This is a genomic window from Thermus brockianus (assembly GCF_001880325.1).
GTDB lineage: Bacteria > Deinococcota > Deinococci > Deinococcales > Thermaceae > Thermus > Thermus brockianus.
Window position 1 is genome coordinate 158,531 of sequence record NZ_CP016312.1, and the last position, 18,069, is coordinate 176,599.

Sequence of the window (18,069 nt, forward strand, 5' to 3'; positions counted from 1 at the left end):
GCCTGTAAGGCAACCTTAGCTCCAACGCACCCATGGCCTCTATGCTACTCCAGCGACGTCTGAACAAGGGATGAACCCCCCGCCAAAAGCTCCTCATAGGTAGCCCAAACCTGGCTAAGCATCCTCTCTAGCGTAAAGTGGGTTTCATACCTCCTCCGTCCCTCGCTGCCTAGGGCCACCCTCAAATGGGGGTCCTGGAGCAATAGGGCGAGGCGTTCCCTTAAAAGGCCCTCGTCGCCCCGGGGTACCAGGTAACCCGTCCTGCCCTCTAACACTGCTTCCCTTACCCCCCCTACGTCGCTCGCCACCACGGGAAGCCCCGCCCGCATGGCTTCCAGCACCGAAAGGGGCAGGCCCTCCCAGTTGGAGGCCAGGACAAAAACCTGCGCGTCAGCCAAGATCCGGTCCACATCCAGCCGCTTCCCGAGGAAACGCACCCGCTCCCCCAGGCCCAAGCGCTCCGCCAGGGCCCGGACCTCGGGCAAAAGAGACCCCTGGCCCACCAGGTCTAAGCGCCAAGGTAGCGCTCGCAGTCCTGCAAGGGCTCTCAGCAAAAGGGCGTGATCTTTTGGAGGCGCAAACCGCCCCACCATGACGATCCGGGGCGGATACCGCCCGGGACTGGCCCGCAATGGGGTATCCGGAACCCCGTTCCACACTACCCGTATCCTTTCCGGGGGAACCACCCGGTAGCGTAGGGCAAGCTCCCGGTCCCTTTCGGAAACGGCAAGGACGAGGTCACCTACCCGGCCAGCCAAACGTTCTAGGGTAAGCGCCAAAGCCCTCCGTGCAGGGCTTACCCCATCCGTGAACGCCCACCCGTGGGCTGTAAAAACGCTCCTCACCCCCAGGCTCCTCGCCGCAAGCCGGCCTAGGAAGCCCGCCTTGGAAGAGTGGGCGTGGACCAGATCGGGGCGCAATCTCCTGATGAGGTCCCTTACCTCCCTGAGTCCCCGCAGATCCGACGCAGGCCTGATGGGTTGCACCATGTGAGCGAACAAGTGGGTTTCCACCCCAAGCTCCCGGGCAGCTTTCACCAGGAAATCCTCTTCGTCCTGCCCCACGGCCAGGTGTAGCTCAGCCCTGTCCCGGAAGGCCCTCAGGAGCTCCAGAAGATGCATCTGGGCCCCCCCTGGCTCGGCTCGGGTGATCAGATAAAGCACACGCATACCCCGACCATGCTAAGCCAAGCATGATCCACATATGCCGCCAATGGAGCGTATCGATGACGAAGCTTTCTGCGAGAATACCGGCGAGGCTCGCGAATATGATCTCGTGCAATAAACTGCCCTGCTTGAGTCCACACCTCAGTGCATAAGCCATGCTAAGGCCTACAAAAGCAAGCCAGAAGCAAAGGCTGACCCAACCGGTTTCAAAGGCTAAGCGCACATAGGAGTTGTGGGTGGCATACTCCAAAAAGTACTCGGCCGATCCCGGCCCCTTCCCTATGGGGTCCTCCCAGGACGCAACTAGGGCCTCCACCTGCTTGCTGAACCTATCGCGGTCATAGGGCTGGAAACCCAAGCGCGAGGAGAAAGTGTCGCCTAGCAGGAGTGTTGCATAAAGAAAAGTTGCTATAAACAACGAAAACATCAGCAGTGTCAAAGGGCATCTGGCCTTTGGACGCAAAAATGTCCATGCCACCAGCGCAACGAGGAAGTTAACCCAAGCCCCCCTTGAGAGAGATAACAGCAAAGCGGCTAGGAGTAGCAAAAAGCCAAGCAACCAAAGTGGCTTGCGCCTGGAGCTTTCGGCAAGCGAAAAGAGCAATGCTGGTACTAAAAAAGCTCCAAAAACGTTAGGGTCCTTAAACAAACCCACCAACCTTGACCCACCCCAAAGTAATGACTCGAGGCCCGGCATGCCGAGAAAGGCGAAGATACCTAAAAGAGAAAACAATAAGGCACCCACAAAATAACCTGCAAGAAAATAATAAATAGAAACCTTTTCCTTTAACCCCATGAATACAACCGAAATCAAACTCACATAAAAGGTGACAAGCATATAAAACACCATCCTATCCCATGGCACCACTTCATCAAAATCCCTACCTAAGGCCAAAAACAAAGAAAGCAATTGACTTAACATGAAAAGGCCAATTAAAACAAGGGCTAAAACATGTCCCGGACTCCAAGAAAAGTATCTATATCCCAACAATATCGCTATGGGCAGAACCAAATCAAAAAACGATGGCTCCCAACGAACAACAGATAAGGAAAGCCCCAAAATAAGAGACGCAAGGAGCTTCATTTTGAAATCCACTTTTTGTTCCAAAGATTGCCACATCTATTCCTCCAACCTACTCCCCCAAAGATAAAGCAACCAAGAAAAACAAGCTCTGGAGCACCCCAGCAGGTTCATTATAAGTGACTTCCCCCTGAGCCATAAAGAACGAGCCCCAAACTCCCTCCAGCGCCATTCTCGCCCCCGCCACCTCCCTCAGCAACCCAACCACCACGCCACTCGCGGAACAGGCCCACCAGGGCTACAGTCCCAGGGGGCGCATCAACCTCCACGGCTACAAGCTGCACCTTTTGGTGGACGACGGTTCCTCAGAGCACGCGGAGCACTCACCCCTGGGAGTGTGCACGGTCGTATAAAAAGTGCCACTTCCTCCTCAAATCTCCACCCCCACCCTCCTGAGAAGCATCCAACTTCATACGAAGTTGTGCACCAGGTAAATGAGGTTCACCCGCGCCACCAACCCTCACCCACGCCCGCACCTCTATCCAGTGAAACCCAAGCGAAGGCCTAAACCCACTAAGCTGCACCTCCATCCCTTCCTCGCCCACCCCACACATCCCTCTCACCCCCTCTCCTCCCCACTCCTCCTACGCAAACCGGTAATGCAGCGTCTTGACCCCCTACACCCACCGAAACCCTCGGTTCCGCAGCACAGCAGGCAAGCCTTCCAAGGGTTCCTCGCTCCTATTCGCCAAATGTTCCCTGGTACAAGGGCGAAGCGTAAGGGAAGTCCCCGCTCGTTCCTCACCGCCACCGGGACATGACCCGCGGTCAGGCAGCAGCGTAGCTTGCAAGCCCCAAGAGGACCTACCCTGATAGCGACATGCCTTGCCCTTGGATCGGGCCCAAAGGCCAAATTCAGTGGGAGAAGAAGAGGGCGAGGCATTCGGCGAAAGTAGCTATTGGGGTCTTGGACGTTTGCAACCTTGGGCTTGGAGCGCTTTGAGGGTGTCACTTCCCCAGGCGTAAATGGACACCAAAAAGATTGCAGAGTCAAGAGGGTAAGGACGGTACCCACGGTCAAGCTTCATGGCACCCCCTCTTCTTGCGCATCTGCGCCTAGAAATCTGGGCAATCGCTAAGGAATAGCATAAACTGCTGGTCCCTAACACACCAGTCTAGACGAATAGGCTAGTAAAAGCAGGATCCGCTTCGCCATTTGCGTTGCACCCAACTGAGCAGGTACCTCCGGGAAAACTTCGCCAATGACCACGCCGCAAGGATAGGGAACGCCGCCCAAGGTATCATCTTCTCACGAGCTAACAACATATACGTGTCTAACTCCCCCAGTTCCATCTTCCAAAGGTTAGCTGAAAGACCTGCCCATCCCCAAGGAGGTTTTAGCCCGAACGCTAGGCCTTCTTTGAAATAATATGGCGTAAATCCGCTTAGCGCTATTCGGAGCCAGAGTGCGTAATCCTCTGCATACCTCTTCTCTGGAAAACGGAAGGATAAGCATCTTCGCAAAACAACAGTTGGGGTTGCAATGAAATTGCGCCACAATAGAGAATACGGCGAAAGAGCTTTAGGTTCAGAAAAGCTTCTGGGGAGAAAAGTCCCTCCTTTCAGACAGGGCACATAGGCATGTGCCGTAAAAGCAACTGAAGGGTGAGTTGTCATCCAACCAACCTGTCGCTCCACCTTTTCAGGATGCCACATGTCGTCCGCATCTAGAAAAGCCACATACTCTTCACTAGCTTGCTCCCAACCCCTGTTCCTTGCAGCCCCCGGCCCCCGGTTTTCAGAAAGAATCACAAAGCGAATATTTAGAGAACTGCTTTGTACGACTCGCCGTACGGCATCTTCGAGCAGAGCAACTGCTTCTGCAGGATTGCCGTCACTCACAATGATAACTTCTGCTGGAAGCCACGTTTGTAAAGCCACTGACTCCAAAGCCCTCTCCAATGTCCCCTCACATCTGTAGCAAGGAATAATCACACTTACAGGTGCTCTTCCACTCCGCCTCATATACGCCTTTTCCCTCTCACCAACCCTGTAAAGCCCTCGATAGTACCCTTAAGAGCTTCCCAGCGCCAGGTTGTTTCCTCCCACTTCCCCATCAACATATAGAACAACAAAGCCACACCCCGACGAGCCATAATCCACACAAACTTCATCCATGCTCCGTGCTTTCTAAGAACATACCCGTTACCCCTTCCATACCTCCTAGCTTTTTCAGCCCCTGGTAATTTGTTCGGATGTGCCACACTCAAAGTCGGCTCATACCACACCGAAAACCCGGCCTTTAAAACCCTCAGTCCAAAGTCCGTATCCTCCCCAGCGCCCCAAGGCGTCTCAGAACCAACCCCCAAATGCTCGTCAAAGAACACCTTCTCAGTAACGCGGCGCAAGGCAAACAAAACCCAACTTATGGAAAGATGCCACATCTGCCATGGAGAAACCTTTCCCGGCGTTTTCCGCTGCAAGGGGAAATCCCGGCCTCCTAAATCTGTTGCCCTCACAATCAAAAGGTCTATGTCCGATCTCTTTTCCAAAAAGTCACTTATCTTACTCAGAAAATATGGATCGTTATACACACAATCATCATCTGGAAAGGCAACGATCTCTCCTTTTGCATAACGAAGTCCAAAATTACGAGCTCTAGAAAGCCCCTTCCAGCGAACCTTGAGGTGTCGAACTGGGAAAGAAAAACTAAACCGGCTCAAAACTTCCTTAATCCTTTCATCTGGATTCTGATCTATCAAAATCACTTCAAAGTTTCGATATGTTTGGGCTTCTAAAGACAGTAGAAATTTTTCCAATTCCACCGTTCGGTCTACTGTGGCTAAAACCAGCGAAAACCTGATCTTTCTACCCTCCAAGGCGAGTTTGCTATCCGACACCACATCAGCCCCACGCCTACTCACACTCACACCTCCACCCTTGCCAGCCAAGTTATACCCAGCGCATTATAACGCGACGTGGTATAGACGCCCCTGATGCCTATGCCAGACTTGCCGATTCTTCCGGATACACTCCAGGAACCTAGGGTAAAAGGCAACACCATGTCCCCCATACCACCCTCTCATGCTCTTACGCGCCGCACCTGGTCCCATCCTCACGCAAAAGCACACGCCACCCCAGAAGGAAGCGTTCTGAAGCGTTCTGTTGTATCCCCCTTTTGGCAAAGGGGGATTAAGCCCTACGGTTACCTAGCTGCGACGCGCGTGGGATTGATGCAGCCTTGGACTCGGAGGGCTTCGAGGGTATCGCCTACCCAGGCGTAAATCGATACCAAAAGGGCTGCAGAGTCTAGAGGGTAAAGGAAGTGCTAACGGTCAAGCTTCACTTGACCCCCTACTTTGCGCATTTACGCCTAGAAATAAAGCAAGGGGCACATTAGTTAAGAGAATCCTTCTCGTTCACGTACCACTTTCGATAGCCCTTTCACGCGGAACCAGTTCCCCCTAAGTCCGAACTAGGCGGCCCTAGCCCAGAGGACAAGACCCCTCGAATCCCAGCGGCGTATCACGGGGTAGTTCACTGTCCCCACCTCCTGGGCCCAAGGCACCGGCCTCCCTTCCAACCGGAAGCGCAGGGAGCGGTAGGGCAAGGGGCCATGCGCGTACCCGAAGAACTCGTCTATAGGCCCCGTGTAGATGAGGTACCGGTACCGCACCTCCCCCTCCACCTCCCGCCAGTCCGCCCCCAGGAGCACCTTGATGTTGGGGTGCCGGAGCATCCGCCGGAAAAGGGCCGTGTACCCCTCCTTGGGCATAGCTTGGTAGGCGTCCTGGAAGTAGCGGGTATCGTAGCTCACAAGAACAGGCACCCGCGCCGTCACGGAAGGGGAAAGCTCCTCGGGGCGCATTCCCCACTGCTTCAGGGTGTACCCCTCAAAGACGTTTTTGTACACGTAGTCCGCCAGGAAGCGAAGGTCAGGGTCGTCCTCCTGTTTGAGCCGAAGGATGGGCACCCGGGCCCCGTAGCCAAAGCGCCCTATGAGTTTCTCCTCCAGGCGGTCCGCTACCCGATTGGAGAAGAGGGCTCGCAGGGAGGCCAGGCTAAAGGGCAGGGGAATCTCCTTCCCCTCCACCACCGCCCGCACCCGGTGGAAGTAGGGGCGCCACTCGGTGAAGCGGGAGAGGTATTCAAACACCTTCCGGCTCTCCGTGTGGAAGATATGGGGACCGTAGCGGTGGACCAAAACCCCCCGCTCGTCCATCTCATCGTAGGCGTTCCCCCCGATGTGGTCCCGCCTCTCCACCACCAGGACCCGCTTCCCCAGCTCCGAGGCGATCCGCTCCGCCAAGGTGGCCCCGGTGAAACCCGCGCCCACGATGAGGTAGTCCGCTTTCACCGAGCTACCTCCCATGGAAGACGTCGCCGCACGTGTAAGTACCACAACATGCTTCCTGTGACCAAAGCCTCCACCAAGACCACCGCCCACGCAAGCCCCTGGGGGCCCCAGAGATAGCTAAATACACTCGCCGAGGCCAGGTTCACCAACCCAGCCCCTACAATAATAGCGTGGAAGGCCCGGTCCATCCCCCAAGCCAACATCCACTGGATTCCCAGAAGGTTGGATAGGGCAATAAGAGGAAGCAAGAAGACCAAGGTGCGCATAAGCGGGACCGCCCCCTCATAACCTGGGCCCAAAAGGAGGCGGACCACCCATGGGGCAAGAAGGCCAAGCAGCAAGGCGCCCCCCATTCCTATTCCCCCCATAAGAAGGAAAACCCGGCTGGCCAAACGCCCCGCTTCCTTGGGATCCTCCCTAACCCCATGGGCAAAGCGGGGGAAAAAAACCCGGCTAAAAGGATCCACCATGGCTAAAAAGGCCTTAGTAATTCGCTCCGCTCCCCCGTAAAGACCCACCTGGGCCGGAGGAGCAAAAAAGCTCAGGATTAAAGGATTCGCCGCTGTATACAGGCTAACAGCCAAGCGAAAAAAGAAGAGGCCAAAACCCAAACGGAGGAAACGCCAACCATCCCCTAAGTTTGGTAAACGGATGGGGAAATCTCTCTTCAACCAAAAGGTACCCATAATCGTCGCCACTAAGGCCCCCGCCCCGTTCAGAAAAAGGGGCCAGTGGACCTGCTCCGGCGAACGCACCCACACAAGCACACCTGCCGTAGCCAAGGCCCGGGTAAGCACCTCTAAGAGAGCCACCTCCCGCATCCTCTCCAACCCCTGGAAAAACCACACCGGGCTAAATCCCCAAGCCACCGCCCAAAAGAAAGCGGCTAAAACCACCTCCTCCTTACCCTTCAGGCTTGGAAGCCCTTGGACCAGTAGGGCCAAAGACAATGCGGGGACCGCTAAGAGGGCCTTCGCACCTAAAACCCCGGCGAAGATGTGGGCGAGGGCTTCCCTGTCCTCTCGATGGCGGGCTACCTCACGCGTCCCGGAAAGGGTAAACCCATACTCCACCACGAGCTGCAGGTAAACCGCCAAGGACTGCCCCAGCGCTAAAACGCCAAACCCCTCCGGCCCAAGGACTCGGGCTAGGTAAGGGAGAGTAACCAGGGGAAACAAATAGTTGGCTCCTTGAGCCAGGTAAAGGTAAAGGAGGTTCCGTCCCGTGCGGGAACCTAGCAACGCAACAAGGCGGCGCACATGGCGCAAGCTAACGATCGCCCATCACCTCCCTAAAGTACGCAATGGTCCGCATCAAGCCCTCTCGCACCGGAACCCGCGGCTCCCACCCCAGGAGGCGCCTCGCCAAGGAGATGTCCGGCCGGCGTTGCTTGGGGTCGTCCTCCGGCAGGGGGCGGAAGACAATGGGAGAAGGGCTTCCCGTAAGCTCCTTTACCAACTGGGCGAGCTCCAGAACCCGGTACTCCTCCGGGTTCCCCAGGTTCACCGGGTAGGGGTAGTCCACCTCCATAAGGCGCCGGATTCCCTCTATTAGGTCGTCCACGTAGCAGAAGGACCGGGTCTGGCTCCCGTCGCCAAACACCGTGAGGGGCTCCCCTCTGAGGGCTTGAACGATGAAGGCGGACACCACCCGCCCGTCCTTCGGGTCCATGCAGAGGCCGTAGGTGTTCTGGCAGAAAACCCCGTTGCCCGCCACAAAGTTCTCGCCCCCCGGCACAGAGAAATCACAGACTGTGGCCATTGCCAAATAAGGCTGCACCTCCTCTACCCGACTCCAAACGATATCCTCTCCTAGCCTTGCAGTTCTTAAAAAGAATCTGCGCTCACACTACACCCCGCCCACACGGGCACCATCCCCACCAAACTATAACACCTTGCAGGACCCCCTAAAAACCCTCGGGAAGCACATAACCAAAACCTGGGCCAATGGTCAGGGAGAATAAGAGGGTATGCGAAGAGTTTGGCTAAGCTTCTTCATACTCCTCCTCCCCTTGGCCCGCGCCCAAGAGTGGCGGCTCACCCGGAGCCAAAGCCTCACCCAGGAGGGCGCCACAGCCTGGCGGTACACCCTAAGCCCCGTGGGCAAAGAAGCCAGGGAACTCTGGCAAAGGCTCGCCCTCCAGTACCAGGACCACCTGCGGGCCGGGTACCGAGTAGACCTGGGAAGCTGGCGGCTCTACTTCCTTGGGGGGAGGCTCAGACTAGAGCCCCACTGCCCAAAGGTAAACCCCGCCTGCCTCACCTTCGGCGCCTTGCCCGTGGAGAAGACGGTACAAGACCGCTTCCTCCTAGAGCTAAGCGGCCTCCTGGACCAGGCCCTGGCCCAGGCCCGGGCCACGAGGGGCACCCTCACCCTCTCCCAGCTTTTCCGGGTAGAGGTCAAGCGAGGCCAGACCCCACCCTACCCGGCAAGGCCCTCGGGCTGGGCCCCCTAGTCTGGTATCGTCTTAGCCATGAGGCGCCTACTCCCCCTCTTAGCCCTTTGGGGAAGCTTGGCCTTGGCGGGCCCTTGCGCCCAAAGGCCCTACACCTTGGAAACGGAAGAGGGACTACTGGGCGGAGAAGAACTCACCTACGATGGGGAAGAGCTCGTTTTTGAGGGACGCGCTTGTCTAGAACGGGAAGGCCTTCTCCTCGAGGCCCCCCTCATCCGCTACCGCGAGGAGGCCAGGGCCTTTTTCGCCGAGGGGCTCACCGGGGAGGCCGAGGGGTGGCGCCTCCAGGCGGAGCGCCTCGAGGGCAAGGCCCTAAAGGGCGTTAGGCTTGCGCGGGGGAAGCTTCGGGCGGAAGCGGAAAGCGTCCTCCTGGAAACCCCCCCCTTGGGCCAAGGGATCCTCCTAGAGTCCCCCGCCTACCGGGTAAAGGCGGAAGAGGCCCGCTTCGGCCAAAAGGAAGCCCTCCTCAGAGGGTTCTTGGCCACGCCCTGCCCCTGCGGGGAGGACGTGCGCCTTTCCATGGAGGAGGCGCGGTTTGACGTGGCCACCGGGGAGCTCGTGGGGGAAGCGAGCCTGGGCCTCTGGGCGCTGGACATCCCCCTGGGCGAGGCCCGGGCAAACGCCAACCGCAGACCCCCCTTGGAAAGCCCCCTGGTCCTGGGGAGCACCGCAGACGGGGGGTGGAGCGTAGGGGTTAAGGGCTTCCCCCTCCCCAGGCCTGGGGAGGAAATCGGCCGCTGGGAGCGGCGCTTCACCCTCCTGGCCACGGGCCTTGGGACCGAAAAGGCGGCCCTTCTCGTGGGCTACCGGGAGGGAAACCGGGGCATGGAGGCCCAGCTGGGCTACGCCCCCGGGGTGAGGGCCTTCTTTGACGACCTCTTCTTCGCCGCAAGCCCCAAGCCCCCCGATGCCGACACCCCCCGCCTCGAGGTCCGCTACCGCCCCACCTTCCGCCTGGAAGGCCTGACCCTGAACCCCCTTCTCCGCTACGCGGAAACGGGTAGGAGCCAAGGCTGGACCTTGGGGCTCGAGGCCGCCTACCGGGCCACCCTGGAGGAAGGTCCCTTCCGCTTAACCTTTACGCCCTCCCTCCTCGCTACCCTCTACCCTGGGAGCGCCTACGCGCCCTACCTGGCCCTAGGCGGAAGCGTGGAAGGAAGCTTCCGGGAAGGGGAGCTTTCCCTAAGGGCAGGGTACGCCGGGAGGCTAGAACCCTTGGGCCAGACCCCACCCTTCACCTACGAGAACCGGGACGAATTCCAGCGGTTTTTCCTGGAGGGAACCTATGGCCCCTTGGGCCTCGGCTACACCCTGGAAAACCCCCTGGGGGACCGGCTGGAGCGCCTGGAAGGGCGCTTCCAAGACCCAAACCTAGGAGGCTTCCGGGTAGCCTACGTGCGGGGGAGCCTGGAGGAGGTCCGCCTCGCCTACGCCATGCCCCTCCCCGACCGGACCTGCTGCCAGGCCCTGTGGCTTGCCCCAGAGGTAGGCTTGGGCGGCGGGGAACTCACCCGCTATGGCCTCACCCTCCGCCTCTACGATGGCTGCATGGCCTACGAGCTTCGGGCGCAAAACGTCCTTAAGGGGCAGTACAGCGAAACCACAGGGTGGAGCCTCACCTTCGGCCTTTCCCTGCGCTAGGATGGCCCTATACCGGGAGGAGACCCAGACACCTGGCCGGGCGCCCAAAGAAGCTGGAGGGGCGCATTCCAGGGCAGGAAGGGGCCTTCCACAAGGCCATGCTGGTCTTTCCCGCCATAGGGGTGGTCTTGGCCCTTATTAGCCTCCTGCGCTAGGCCCTAGGGCTCTACCCGTAGCCTCCGCAAGAAAAGGTTCCGGTCCTCAGGGGGGAGGTACAGGTCGTCGGTGAAGGCCACAACCACCATCCCCTCGCCCGAGGTGCGGAACCTGAGCTCCCGAAGGCCCAGCACCTCCCCCTCAAAGAGGAGGCGGCTTCCCTCCGCCACCAAAACGTGCGGGCCCTTGCCCCGGGCGGGGGTACCCTCCAGGAGGAGGACCAAGGTGGCCCTGCGGCAAAGGGGGATCTCCACCACCCCGTTCGTCCAAAGCTCCGCCCGCTCGGGCACGGAGCCCGGCTGGCAAGAAACAGCCTTACCCCCTAGCGGCCGTAAGGTAAAAGCTTCCTTTAGGCCCGCCACCCCTAGCCCCAGGGCACCCAAGAGGAGGCCAAGAAACCAAGCCCCCCTCACCGCTCCACCTCCCTTTCCAGGACATAAAGGGGCTTCTGCACGGAACGCGAAGGGGCAAAGAGCAAGACCCGTAGGCGGTAGCGCCCGGGAGGAAGATCCCCAGGAAGGCTAAAGGCGATGGGTTTAGACCCATCCCACTCCCAACCCACACGGCGGCAGGCCTTGGCGCAGAGCCACACCTGGACCCGGTACCCCTCGCCCCCCTGAAGGCGCACCACCCCGCCCTCTTGCCCCAAGGCGGCGTAGGCCAATCCGGGGGGTGGAGGGGCAGGGCTTAGGGCAAGCTGCCAAAAGGGAAGGGCCCAAAGGAGAATGACCCCCGTGGCCAAGGCCATGAGGCGGTTTAACGGAATCCAACCCCGGGCCAGGGCCATCCCCCCAGCCAAAAAGAAAATCTCCCCGCGGAAGGGGCTCGGGACGCTGAAGGGGTTGTCCACCATGCCCATGGCGGCGTAGGCCAGGAGGAGGGAAAAGAGAAGCCCATCCCCCCAGGCCGCCGCCAAAAAACCACCTACCAACAAGGCAAGTCCCAAAGCGCCCCAAAGCCCGCTTTCCCCTAGGGCTTGGAGAAGATGGTTGTGGGCGAACTGCCAAAATCCCCCAAGAGGCCCAAGCCAAGCGGGGCAGGTCAGGCCGCGCGCTTCCACAAGGGAAAAGAGAAAGCAGTCCCCAAAGAGCGTTCCCTTCAGGTGGTCCCCAAGAAGGTAGGGCCCCACCCCGGTCCAGGGGTGGGCAGCGTAGACCTCGTACGCCCTAAGCCAAAGCCCTTCCCGCCCGGAAAGCTGGGTCTGGAAAAAGCGTTCGGTAACCGGGGTGTCCAGGAAGCCCGCAACCCCCAGGAGAAGCCCCGAAAGCCCTAGGGCCCAAAACCCCCGCCGGCGGAAGAGAAGCCCCCCCGCCCCGCCCAGGAGAAACCCTAGCATCCCCCCCCGGCTCCCGGAAAGGAGGAGGACCGCTCCCCCAAGGAGCCCAAGGAGAAGGCGAAAGGGCCATGGGTAGCGGAGGTAAAGGGCCAGGAAGACGCCCACCGCCCCCATGAGGCCAAGCCCCACGGGGTTGTGAAAGGGGTGGGCCAGGCGCTCCCCCACCGCCCTGTCCCCATAGACCAGGTAGGTGGCGAAAAAGGCGGACAGGTAAAGGAAGGCTAGGCCATACCCCAGGGGCGCTAACGCCTCCGGGGAAAGGCGCCTAGCCAAGACCACCCCCGCCCCCACGAGGCCGAGGACGTAAAGCACCCGGAAGAGGGCCAAGGGCAAGGCCAGGGACTCGGGGGCGAACAGGGCAGGCACGAGGAGGGAGAAGGCGTAGAACCCCAAGAGGCCCAGAACCGGGCGGGGAAGCCCCCGAAGCCCGGGCAGGAAGAGGGGGGCAAGCCACCCCAGGAAGGGGAAAAGGGGCGCAAGAGCCAGGCCCAAGGCGAGAAGGCGCACGGGCTAAACTTTACCAAAAGGCGCGTTAACGCGGGGCTAAGGGAAATGGGGTAAAGTGCCTTCCATGAAGAGGCTATTGCCCCTTCTCTTCCTAGGGGTAGCCCTGGCTGCCCGCTTCGCCACCTTCAGCGTGGAACCCTTTGGCCCCCAACGGGTGAACCTGGACACGGGGGTCACCACCCTTCCCCAAGGGGGCGTCCTGGTGGACAACGAAAACGGGCTCCGCTTGAAGGGGAGCTACATTGAGTACAAGGAGGGAAGCTTCGTGCGGGCGAAAGGGGTAGAGCTCCTCTCCGGAAAGGAAACCTTCGTCGCCCAGAGCCTGGAGCACGATATTCCCAAACAGGAAGCCCGCTTCCAAGGGCTTACCTTCAGCAACGCCGATTTCAAGGGGCTAAAGGCGGAAAGGGCTTTGGCCCTTTTCGGCGAGGACGTGGTGGTGCTCAAGGGCAAGGTGCAGGCGGAAAGCCCCAGGCTTCAGGCGGAGACCCTGGTGGTAGACCTTCAGGGAAGGGAGGCCTTGGCCCTGGGAAGCTTCACCTACCAAGAGGGCAAAGCCACCCTGAAAGGGCAAGGGGCTTCCGCCCGGCTCCACCTTCGCTTCCAGGGCGGGAAGGTCGTGGCTTCCACCAAGGTGCCCCAGGGGGCCTTGCCCCTCGCCGCCTACGCTAGCCGCCTCCCATGACCCTCTACCGCTACGTCCTTCGGGAAAGCCTCCCCGTCCTCCTCCTGGCCCTGGCCTTCCTCACCACCGTCTACCTTTTTGGGTTCTTCTACGCCGGGGCCCGGTGGTTGGAGGGGGTACCCCTTGTTAAGGTGCTCCGCTGGCTTTCCTACCACGTGCCCGGGGTCTTGGTACAGGTCTTCCCCATCGCCACGGTGGTGACCACGGTGCTCGTCTTCGGGCGGCTTTCGGCGGAAGGGGCCCAGTTTGCCCTCCTTTCCGGGGGGATACCCCTTTACCGGGCCGCCTTACCCCTTCTCGCCGTGGGCGGGGTGCTCTCGGGGGTGGCCCTGTACCTCCAGGAGTACGTGGTACCCCACTACAACGAACGGGTGCGGGTGGCCTGGTGGGACGAGATCCATACCCAAGGGGCTGGTCTTCACCGGCTCGTGGGGCTCCAAATCCCCATCGGCCAAGGGAAAAGCCTCTATTTTTCCGGATTTGACTGGGAGAGGAAGGAGATGCTGGGGGTAAGGATCTCCGCCTTCCAGGGGGATGAGGGTACCTTCCTCTTTGCCGAGCGGGGCCGGTGGGAGGATAAGGTCATCACCCTGGAGAACTACCGCTACTACCGGGTGGACTTCAAGGAGGTGCCGGGCCTCGAGGGGGCGAAGGACCTCCTCGGCCAGGTGCGCCGGGTCTTCAAGGTGGTGAGCCAAGGCCCCCTCGTGGAGGTGGAGTCGGACCTGTCCCGCGCCCGGGCCATCGCCGACTACGCCGACACCTTTAGCTTCGGCCAGGATAGCCTCTCCGAGGCCTGGCGGAAGGCCAAAGACCCCTTCCTGGCCCCCCTGGAACGCTTCCGGGCCCGGCTGGAGTTCCACTCCAAGTTGGCCCTGCCCCTCGCCAACCTGGTCCTGGTCCTCCTGGCGGCGGCCATGGCCCTCCGCTATGGCCGGAGCACGGGGCTCGCCTTGGGGATGAGCGTGGTCCTGGCCCTGGCCTACTACGGGGCCTTCTTCCTGGGGCGCTCCCTGGCCGGCATCGGGGCCTTGCCCCCGGAGCTTGGGGCCTGGGGGGCCAACCTCCTCTTCCTCGGCCTGGGAGCCAGGGCCCTGCGCTAGACTGGGGGCATGGCCTTCGCTAGACCCGTAGGGGAAAAAGGAGGAGGGCGCCAGGGGTGAGGCCCCTAAGGCTTGGCCTCGTGGCCTACCCGGGCCTAGGGGGAAGCGGCATCGTGGCCACGGAGCTCGCCCACCGCCTGGCCCAGATGGGACACGAGGTCTTCCTCTTCGCCACGGAACGCCCTTTCCGCCTGCCCAAGGAAAGCCCCGTCCGCTTCGTCCCCGTGGACCTCCCCTTCTACCCCGTCTTCCCTGGGCCCCTGTACACCCTGTCCCTGGCCGGGACCCTGGAGCGGGAAGCGGGGCGCCTGGGCCTAGAACTCATCCACACCCACTACGCCATCCCCCACGCCGCCGCCAGCTACCTGGCCTTCGGCGAGGGCTTCCCCCTGGTCCACACCCTCCACGGCACGGACGTTTCCGTCCTGGGCATGGACCCCGCCTTCCACGGGCCCACCCGAAGGGCCCTGAAGAATGCCCGGGCCACCACGGCGGTGAGCCAGGCTTTGGCGCTGGAGGCGGAGAGGGCTTTTGGGGTTAGGCCCACGGTGATCCCCAACGCCGTGGACCCGGAGCGCTTCCACCCAAGGCCGGAGCGGAAAAGCCTTTACGCCGAGGAAGGGGAGTGGCTTTTGGTGCACGCCTCCAACTTCCGGCCCATCAAGCGGGTGCCGGATATCGTGCGGGCCTTTGCCAAGGTGCGCCAAAAGGTGCGGGCCCGCCTCCTCCTCCTGGGAAAAGGCCCCGAGGAAGCGGAGGCCCGGCGGGTGGCGCGGGAGCTTGGGGTGGAGGCCTGGGTCACCTTCCACCCCCCCACGCCCCACCCGGAGGAGGTTCTGGGGGCGGCGGACCTCTTCCTCCTGGCCTCGGAGGAGGAGTCCTTCGGCCAGGCGGCCCTCGAGGCCCTGGCCTGTGGCGTGCCCGTGGTGGCCACGGCGGTGGGGGGGGTGCCGGAGCTGGTCCGCCCGGAGGTGGGGCGGCTCGTGGAGCTCGGGGACCTGGAGGGCTTCGCCGAGGCGGTCTTGGAACTCCTCGCCCACCCCGAGCTCCCCAAGATGCGGCAGCGGGCCCGGGCCTACGCCCAAGAGCACTTCCACCCGGAGCGCATCACCCGGCAGTACCTGGAGGTGTACGCGAAGGCCCTGGGGGGCTAGAGGGGCCCCTTAGGCGTGGGCCACGAGCTCCTTCTTGGCCCGCTTGGGCTTGGCCTTCCCCCGGGCCTCGAGGGCCTTCAACCCCCCCACCAGGGCCAGGTCCAGGACCTCGTCCAGGTGCTCCACGAAGTGGAAGGTCATGTTCTGGCGCAAGGGAGCGGGGATGTCCGCGAGGTCCGCCTGGTTGGGCTTGGGCAGGATCACCTCGCGGATCCCCGCCCGCCTCGCCCCCAGCACCTTCTCCTTCACGCCCCCGATGGGCAGGACCCGCCCCGTGAGGGTGATCTCCCCGGTCATGGCGATGTCGTGCCGCACGGGCACCTCCGTGAGGGCGGAAACCAAGGCGCTCACGATGGCCACCCCAGCGGAGGGCCCCTCCTTGGGGATGGCCCCGGCGGGCACGTGGATGTGGATGTCCGACTTCTCAAAGCGCTCCAAGGGGATGCCGAAGCGCACGGCGTTCTTCTTGGCGTAGGAAAGGGCCGCCCGCGCCGACTCCTTCATCACATCCCCCAGTTGCCCGGTAAGGATCAGGTTCCCCTTGCCGGGCATGACGGAAACCTCCACGAACATGATGTCCCCGCCCACGGGGGTGTAGTACATGCCCGTGGCCACGCCCACCTGGGGCTCCCGGGCCTCGGTTTCGGGGAGGAAGCGGGGCGGGCCCAGGTACTTCTCCAGGTCCTTTTCCGTGATGCGCACCCGCTTCTTGCCCTCCTCCAGGATCTGCCGGGCCGCCTTGCGCAAAAGGGCCCCGATCTCCCTCTCCAGCTGCCGGACCCCCGCCTCCCGGGTGTAGTGGGTGATGAGGCGCATGAGGGCCGCTTCCGTCACCACCACCTGTCCCTCCGCGAGGCCCGTCTCCTTGAGTTGCCGGGGCAGGAGGTAGCGCTTGGCGATCTCCAGCTTCTCCTGCTCAATGTAGCTGGTGAACTCAATGGCCTCCATGCGGTCCCAGAGGGGGGCGGGGATGTTCTGGGGGAAGTTGGCGGTGCAGATGAACATCACCTCGCTCAGGTCAAAGGGCACGCCCAGGTAGTGGTCCACGAACTCCTTGTTCTGGGCGGGGTCCAAGACCTCCAGCAGGGCCGCCGCCGGGTCCCCTTGGTAGGAGATGCCGAGCTTATCCACCTCGTCCAGGAGGAAGACGGGGTTCTTGGTGCCCGCCTGCCGGAGGCCTTGGATGATCCTGCCGGGCATGGCCCCGATGTAGGTGCGGCGGTGGCCCCTTATGTCCGACTCGTCCCGCACCCCGCCCAAGGAGATACGCACGTACTTGCGGCCTAAGGCCTCGGCGATGCTCTTGGCGATGGAGGTCTTCCCCACCCCGGGCGGCCCCACGAAGAGGAGGATGGGCCCCTTGTTGACCTCCTCCTCGGGAATCTCGCCCCGCTTGGCCCGCTCGGCCTTGAGCTTGCGCACCGCCAAGAACTCCAGGACCCGGTCCTTCACCTTCTCCAGGCCGTAGTGGTCCCTTTCCAGGATCTCCTTGGCCCGCTTGAGGTCCAGGTTGTCCTCCGTGCGCTTGTTCCAGGGGAGGTTGACGATCCAGTCCAGGTAGGTGCGGATGACGCTGGCCTCGGCGGAGTCGGGGTGCATGCGGGCAAAGCGGTTGAGCTCCCGCTCCACCTCCTGGCGCACCACGGGGGGCAGGTTGAGCTCCTCCACCTTCCTGCGGAACTCCTCCACCTCCTGCTCGCCCTCTTCCCCGTGGAGCTCCCGCTGGATGGCCTTCATCTGCTCCCTTAGGAAGTACTCCCGCTGGTTGCGGTCAATCTCCTCCTTGACCTGTTGCTGGATGCGCTTTTGCGTTTCAATGAGGTCCAGCTCCGCCTGCAAAAGGACGAGAACCCGCTTGAGCCTTTCCGCCACCTCCGCCGTTTCCAGGACCTTTTGCTTGTCCTCCAGGCGGAAGTCCATGTGGAAGGCGATGTAGTCGGCGAGCTGGGAGGGGTCCTCCAGGTTCAGGACGAACTGGACCACCTCCGGCGGCAGGTACTTGCCCTCCTTAAGGAGAGCCTGGAACTTGTCCTTCACCTCCCGCACCAGGGCCTTGACCAAGGTGGGGTCGCCGGGCTCGTCCGCCAGGACCTCCCCCTTGGCCTCGAGGTGGTCCCCCAGGTCCAGCCATTCCACCACCCGGACCCGGGCGAAGGCCTGCACCAAGACCTGCACGGAGCCGTCCGGGTTCTTGCGCATCTTGAGGATATTGCAGGCGGTGCCCACCTCGTAGAGGTCGGAGGGCTTGGGGACCTCCACCTCCTTGTCCTTCTGGCTCACGATGAGGAGCACCCGCTCCCGGGTGAGGGCCTCGTCAATGGCCCGGATGGAGATGGGGCGGCCGGCATCTATGGGCATGACCATGGTGGGGTAGATGACCGACCCCCGCACGGGGCAGACGGGCAAGGTTTCTGGCAGCATGGTTTCCCTCCTTTGGCTTTTCTCGTCCATAGTCTAAGCCTACCTATATCAAGTTTACTGCGAACCT

At 61.6% G+C, this 18,069-nt stretch carries 14 protein-coding genes and 1 pseudogene; 5 read left to right on the top strand and 10 right to left on the bottom strand.

Going from position 1 to position 18,069, the window contains the following annotated elements; translation table 11 throughout:
* Nucleotides 1-44 precede the first annotated feature (44 nt).
* The 7 genes and pseudogenes from A0O31_RS00790 to A0O31_RS00820 form a co-directional block, all read right to left on the bottom strand.
* Complete coding sequence (locus A0O31_RS00790; protein WP_237259011.1) at nucleotides 45-1,121, bottom strand: glycosyltransferase family 4 protein; 1,077 nt, start codon at nucleotides 1,119-1,121, stop codon at nucleotides 45-47.
* Nucleotides 1,078-2,286: an O-antigen ligase family protein gene (locus tag A0O31_RS12680; protein ID WP_152024376.1), complete on the bottom strand. Its 1,209-nt coding sequence runs from the start codon at nucleotides 2,284-2,286 to the stop codon at nucleotides 1,078-1,080. The genes A0O31_RS00790 and A0O31_RS12680 overlap by 44 nt, the downstream gene beginning before the upstream one ends.
* 1,089 nt (nucleotides 2,287-3,375) lie before the next feature.
* A complete protein-coding gene (locus A0O31_RS00800) occupies nucleotides 3,376-4,212 on the bottom strand; it encodes a glycosyltransferase family 2 protein (RefSeq protein WP_084720291.1) in 837 nt (278 codons plus the stop codon).
* Nucleotides 4,209-5,111: a glycosyltransferase family 2 protein gene (locus A0O31_RS00805; RefSeq protein ID WP_161489860.1), complete on the bottom strand. Its 903-nt coding sequence runs from the start codon at nucleotides 5,109-5,111 to the stop codon at nucleotides 4,209-4,211. The genes A0O31_RS00800 and A0O31_RS00805 overlap by 4 nt, the downstream gene beginning before the upstream one ends.
* Before the next feature lie 605 nt (nucleotides 5,112-5,716).
* Nucleotides 5,717-6,544: pseudogene (glf, locus tag A0O31_RS00810) on the bottom strand (UDP-galactopyranose mutase); the annotation flags it as partial.
* Complete coding sequence (locus A0O31_RS00815) at nucleotides 6,541-7,803, bottom strand: flippase (RefSeq protein WP_152024377.1); 1,263 nt, start codon at nucleotides 7,801-7,803, stop codon at nucleotides 6,541-6,543. The gene A0O31_RS00815 and the pseudogene glf, both read right to left, overlap by 4 nt.
* Nucleotides 7,804-7,813: 10 nt before the next feature.
* Complete coding sequence (locus tag A0O31_RS00820) at nucleotides 7,814-8,281, bottom strand: NAD-dependent epimerase/dehydratase family protein (RefSeq protein ID WP_237259012.1); 468 nt, start codon at nucleotides 8,279-8,281, stop codon at nucleotides 7,814-7,816.
* A gap of 232 nt (nucleotides 8,282-8,513) precedes the next feature.
* Here A0O31_RS00820 and A0O31_RS00825 point away from each other — a divergent pair, with 232 nt between their 5' ends.
* Together A0O31_RS00825 and A0O31_RS00830 are read left to right on the top strand one after the other, a co-directional pair.
* Complete coding sequence (locus A0O31_RS00825) at nucleotides 8,514-8,999, top strand: FHA domain-containing protein (protein ID WP_071676270.1); 486 nt, start codon at nucleotides 8,514-8,516, stop codon at nucleotides 8,997-8,999.
* Nucleotides 9,000-9,017: 18 nt separating this feature from the next.
* Nucleotides 9,018-10,640, top strand: a complete 1,623-nt coding sequence (locus tag A0O31_RS00830) for a hypothetical protein (RefSeq protein WP_071676271.1) — start codon at nucleotides 9,018-9,020, stop codon at nucleotides 10,638-10,640.
* A gap of 158 nt (nucleotides 10,641-10,798) precedes the next feature.
* Here A0O31_RS00830 and A0O31_RS00840 read toward each other — a convergent pair whose 3' ends face one another.
* Both A0O31_RS00840 and A0O31_RS00845 read right to left on the bottom strand, forming a co-directional pair.
* The gene (locus A0O31_RS00840; protein ID WP_071676273.1) at nucleotides 10,799-11,209 is read right to left on the bottom strand and encodes a hypothetical protein; all 411 of its coding nucleotides are present in this window, start codon (nucleotides 11,207-11,209) and stop codon (nucleotides 10,799-10,801) included.
* A complete protein-coding gene (locus A0O31_RS00845) occupies nucleotides 11,206-12,639 on the bottom strand; it encodes an O-antigen ligase family protein (RefSeq protein WP_071676274.1) in 1,434 nt (477 codons plus the stop codon). Before A0O31_RS00845 ends, A0O31_RS00840 begins: the two co-directional genes overlap by 4 nt.
* A gap of 64 nt (nucleotides 12,640-12,703) precedes the next feature.
* Between A0O31_RS00845 and A0O31_RS00850 the strand changes: the two genes are divergently transcribed.
* From A0O31_RS00850 to bshA, 3 genes are read left to right on the top strand one after another with little or no spacing between them, the layout of a single operon-like run.
* Nucleotides 12,704-13,324, top strand: coding sequence for a hypothetical protein (locus A0O31_RS00850; protein WP_071677874.1), 621 nt, complete (start codon nucleotides 12,704-12,706; stop codon nucleotides 13,322-13,324).
* Entirely contained in the window at nucleotides 13,321-14,427 is a 1,107-nt protein-coding gene (locus tag A0O31_RS00855) for an LptF/LptG family permease (protein WP_071676275.1), read from the top strand. The genes A0O31_RS00850 and A0O31_RS00855 overlap by 4 nt, the downstream gene beginning before the upstream one ends.
* A gap of 56 nt (nucleotides 14,428-14,483) precedes the next feature.
* Nucleotides 14,484-15,581 carry an N-acetyl-alpha-D-glucosaminyl L-malate synthase BshA gene (gene bshA / locus A0O31_RS00860; protein ID WP_071676276.1) on the top strand — a complete coding sequence of 366 codons (1,098 nt, stop codon included), beginning with the start codon at nucleotides 14,484-14,486 and terminating at the stop codon, nucleotides 15,579-15,581.
* Nucleotides 15,582-15,590: 9 nt separating this feature from the next.
* Here the strand turns inward: bshA and lon are convergent, their stop codons facing one another.
* Nucleotides 15,591-18,002 carry an endopeptidase La gene (lon, locus tag A0O31_RS00865; protein ID WP_071677875.1) on the bottom strand — a complete coding sequence of 804 codons (2,412 nt, stop codon included), beginning with the start codon at nucleotides 18,000-18,002 and terminating at the stop codon, nucleotides 15,591-15,593.
* Nucleotides 18,003-18,069: the final 67 nt, after the last annotated feature.

What these genes read in the sequence shown, in the direction of transcription:
- A0O31_RS12680 (WP_152024376.1), bottom strand. Translation starts at nt 2,286, where the DNA reads ATGTGGCAATCTTTGGAACAAAAAGTGGATTTCAAAATGAAGCTCCTT.
- A0O31_RS00790 (WP_237259011.1), bottom strand. Translation starts at nt 1,121, where the DNA reads ATGCATCTTCTGGAGCTCCTGAGGGCCTTCCGGGACAGGGCTGAGCTA.
- A0O31_RS00850 (WP_071677874.1), top strand. Translation starts at nt 12,704, where the DNA reads ATGAAGAGGCTATTGCCCCTTCTCTTCCTAGGGGTAGCCCTGGCTGCC.
- lon (WP_071677875.1), bottom strand. Translation starts at nt 18,002, where the DNA reads ATGCTGCCAGAAACCTTGCCCGTCTGCCCCGTGCGGGGGTCGGTCATC.
- A0O31_RS00855 (WP_071676275.1), top strand. Translation starts at nt 13,321, where the DNA reads ATGACCCTCTACCGCTACGTCCTTCGGGAAAGCCTCCCCGTCCTCCTC.
- A0O31_RS00825 (WP_071676270.1), top strand. Translation starts at nt 8,514, where the DNA reads ATGCGAAGAGTTTGGCTAAGCTTCTTCATACTCCTCCTCCCCTTGGCC.
- A0O31_RS00830 (WP_071676271.1), top strand. Translation starts at nt 9,018, where the DNA reads ATGAGGCGCCTACTCCCCCTCTTAGCCCTTTGGGGAAGCTTGGCCTTG.
- A0O31_RS00800 (WP_084720291.1), bottom strand. Translation starts at nt 4,212, where the DNA reads ATGAGGCGGAGTGGAAGAGCACCTGTAAGTGTGATTATTCCTTGCTAC.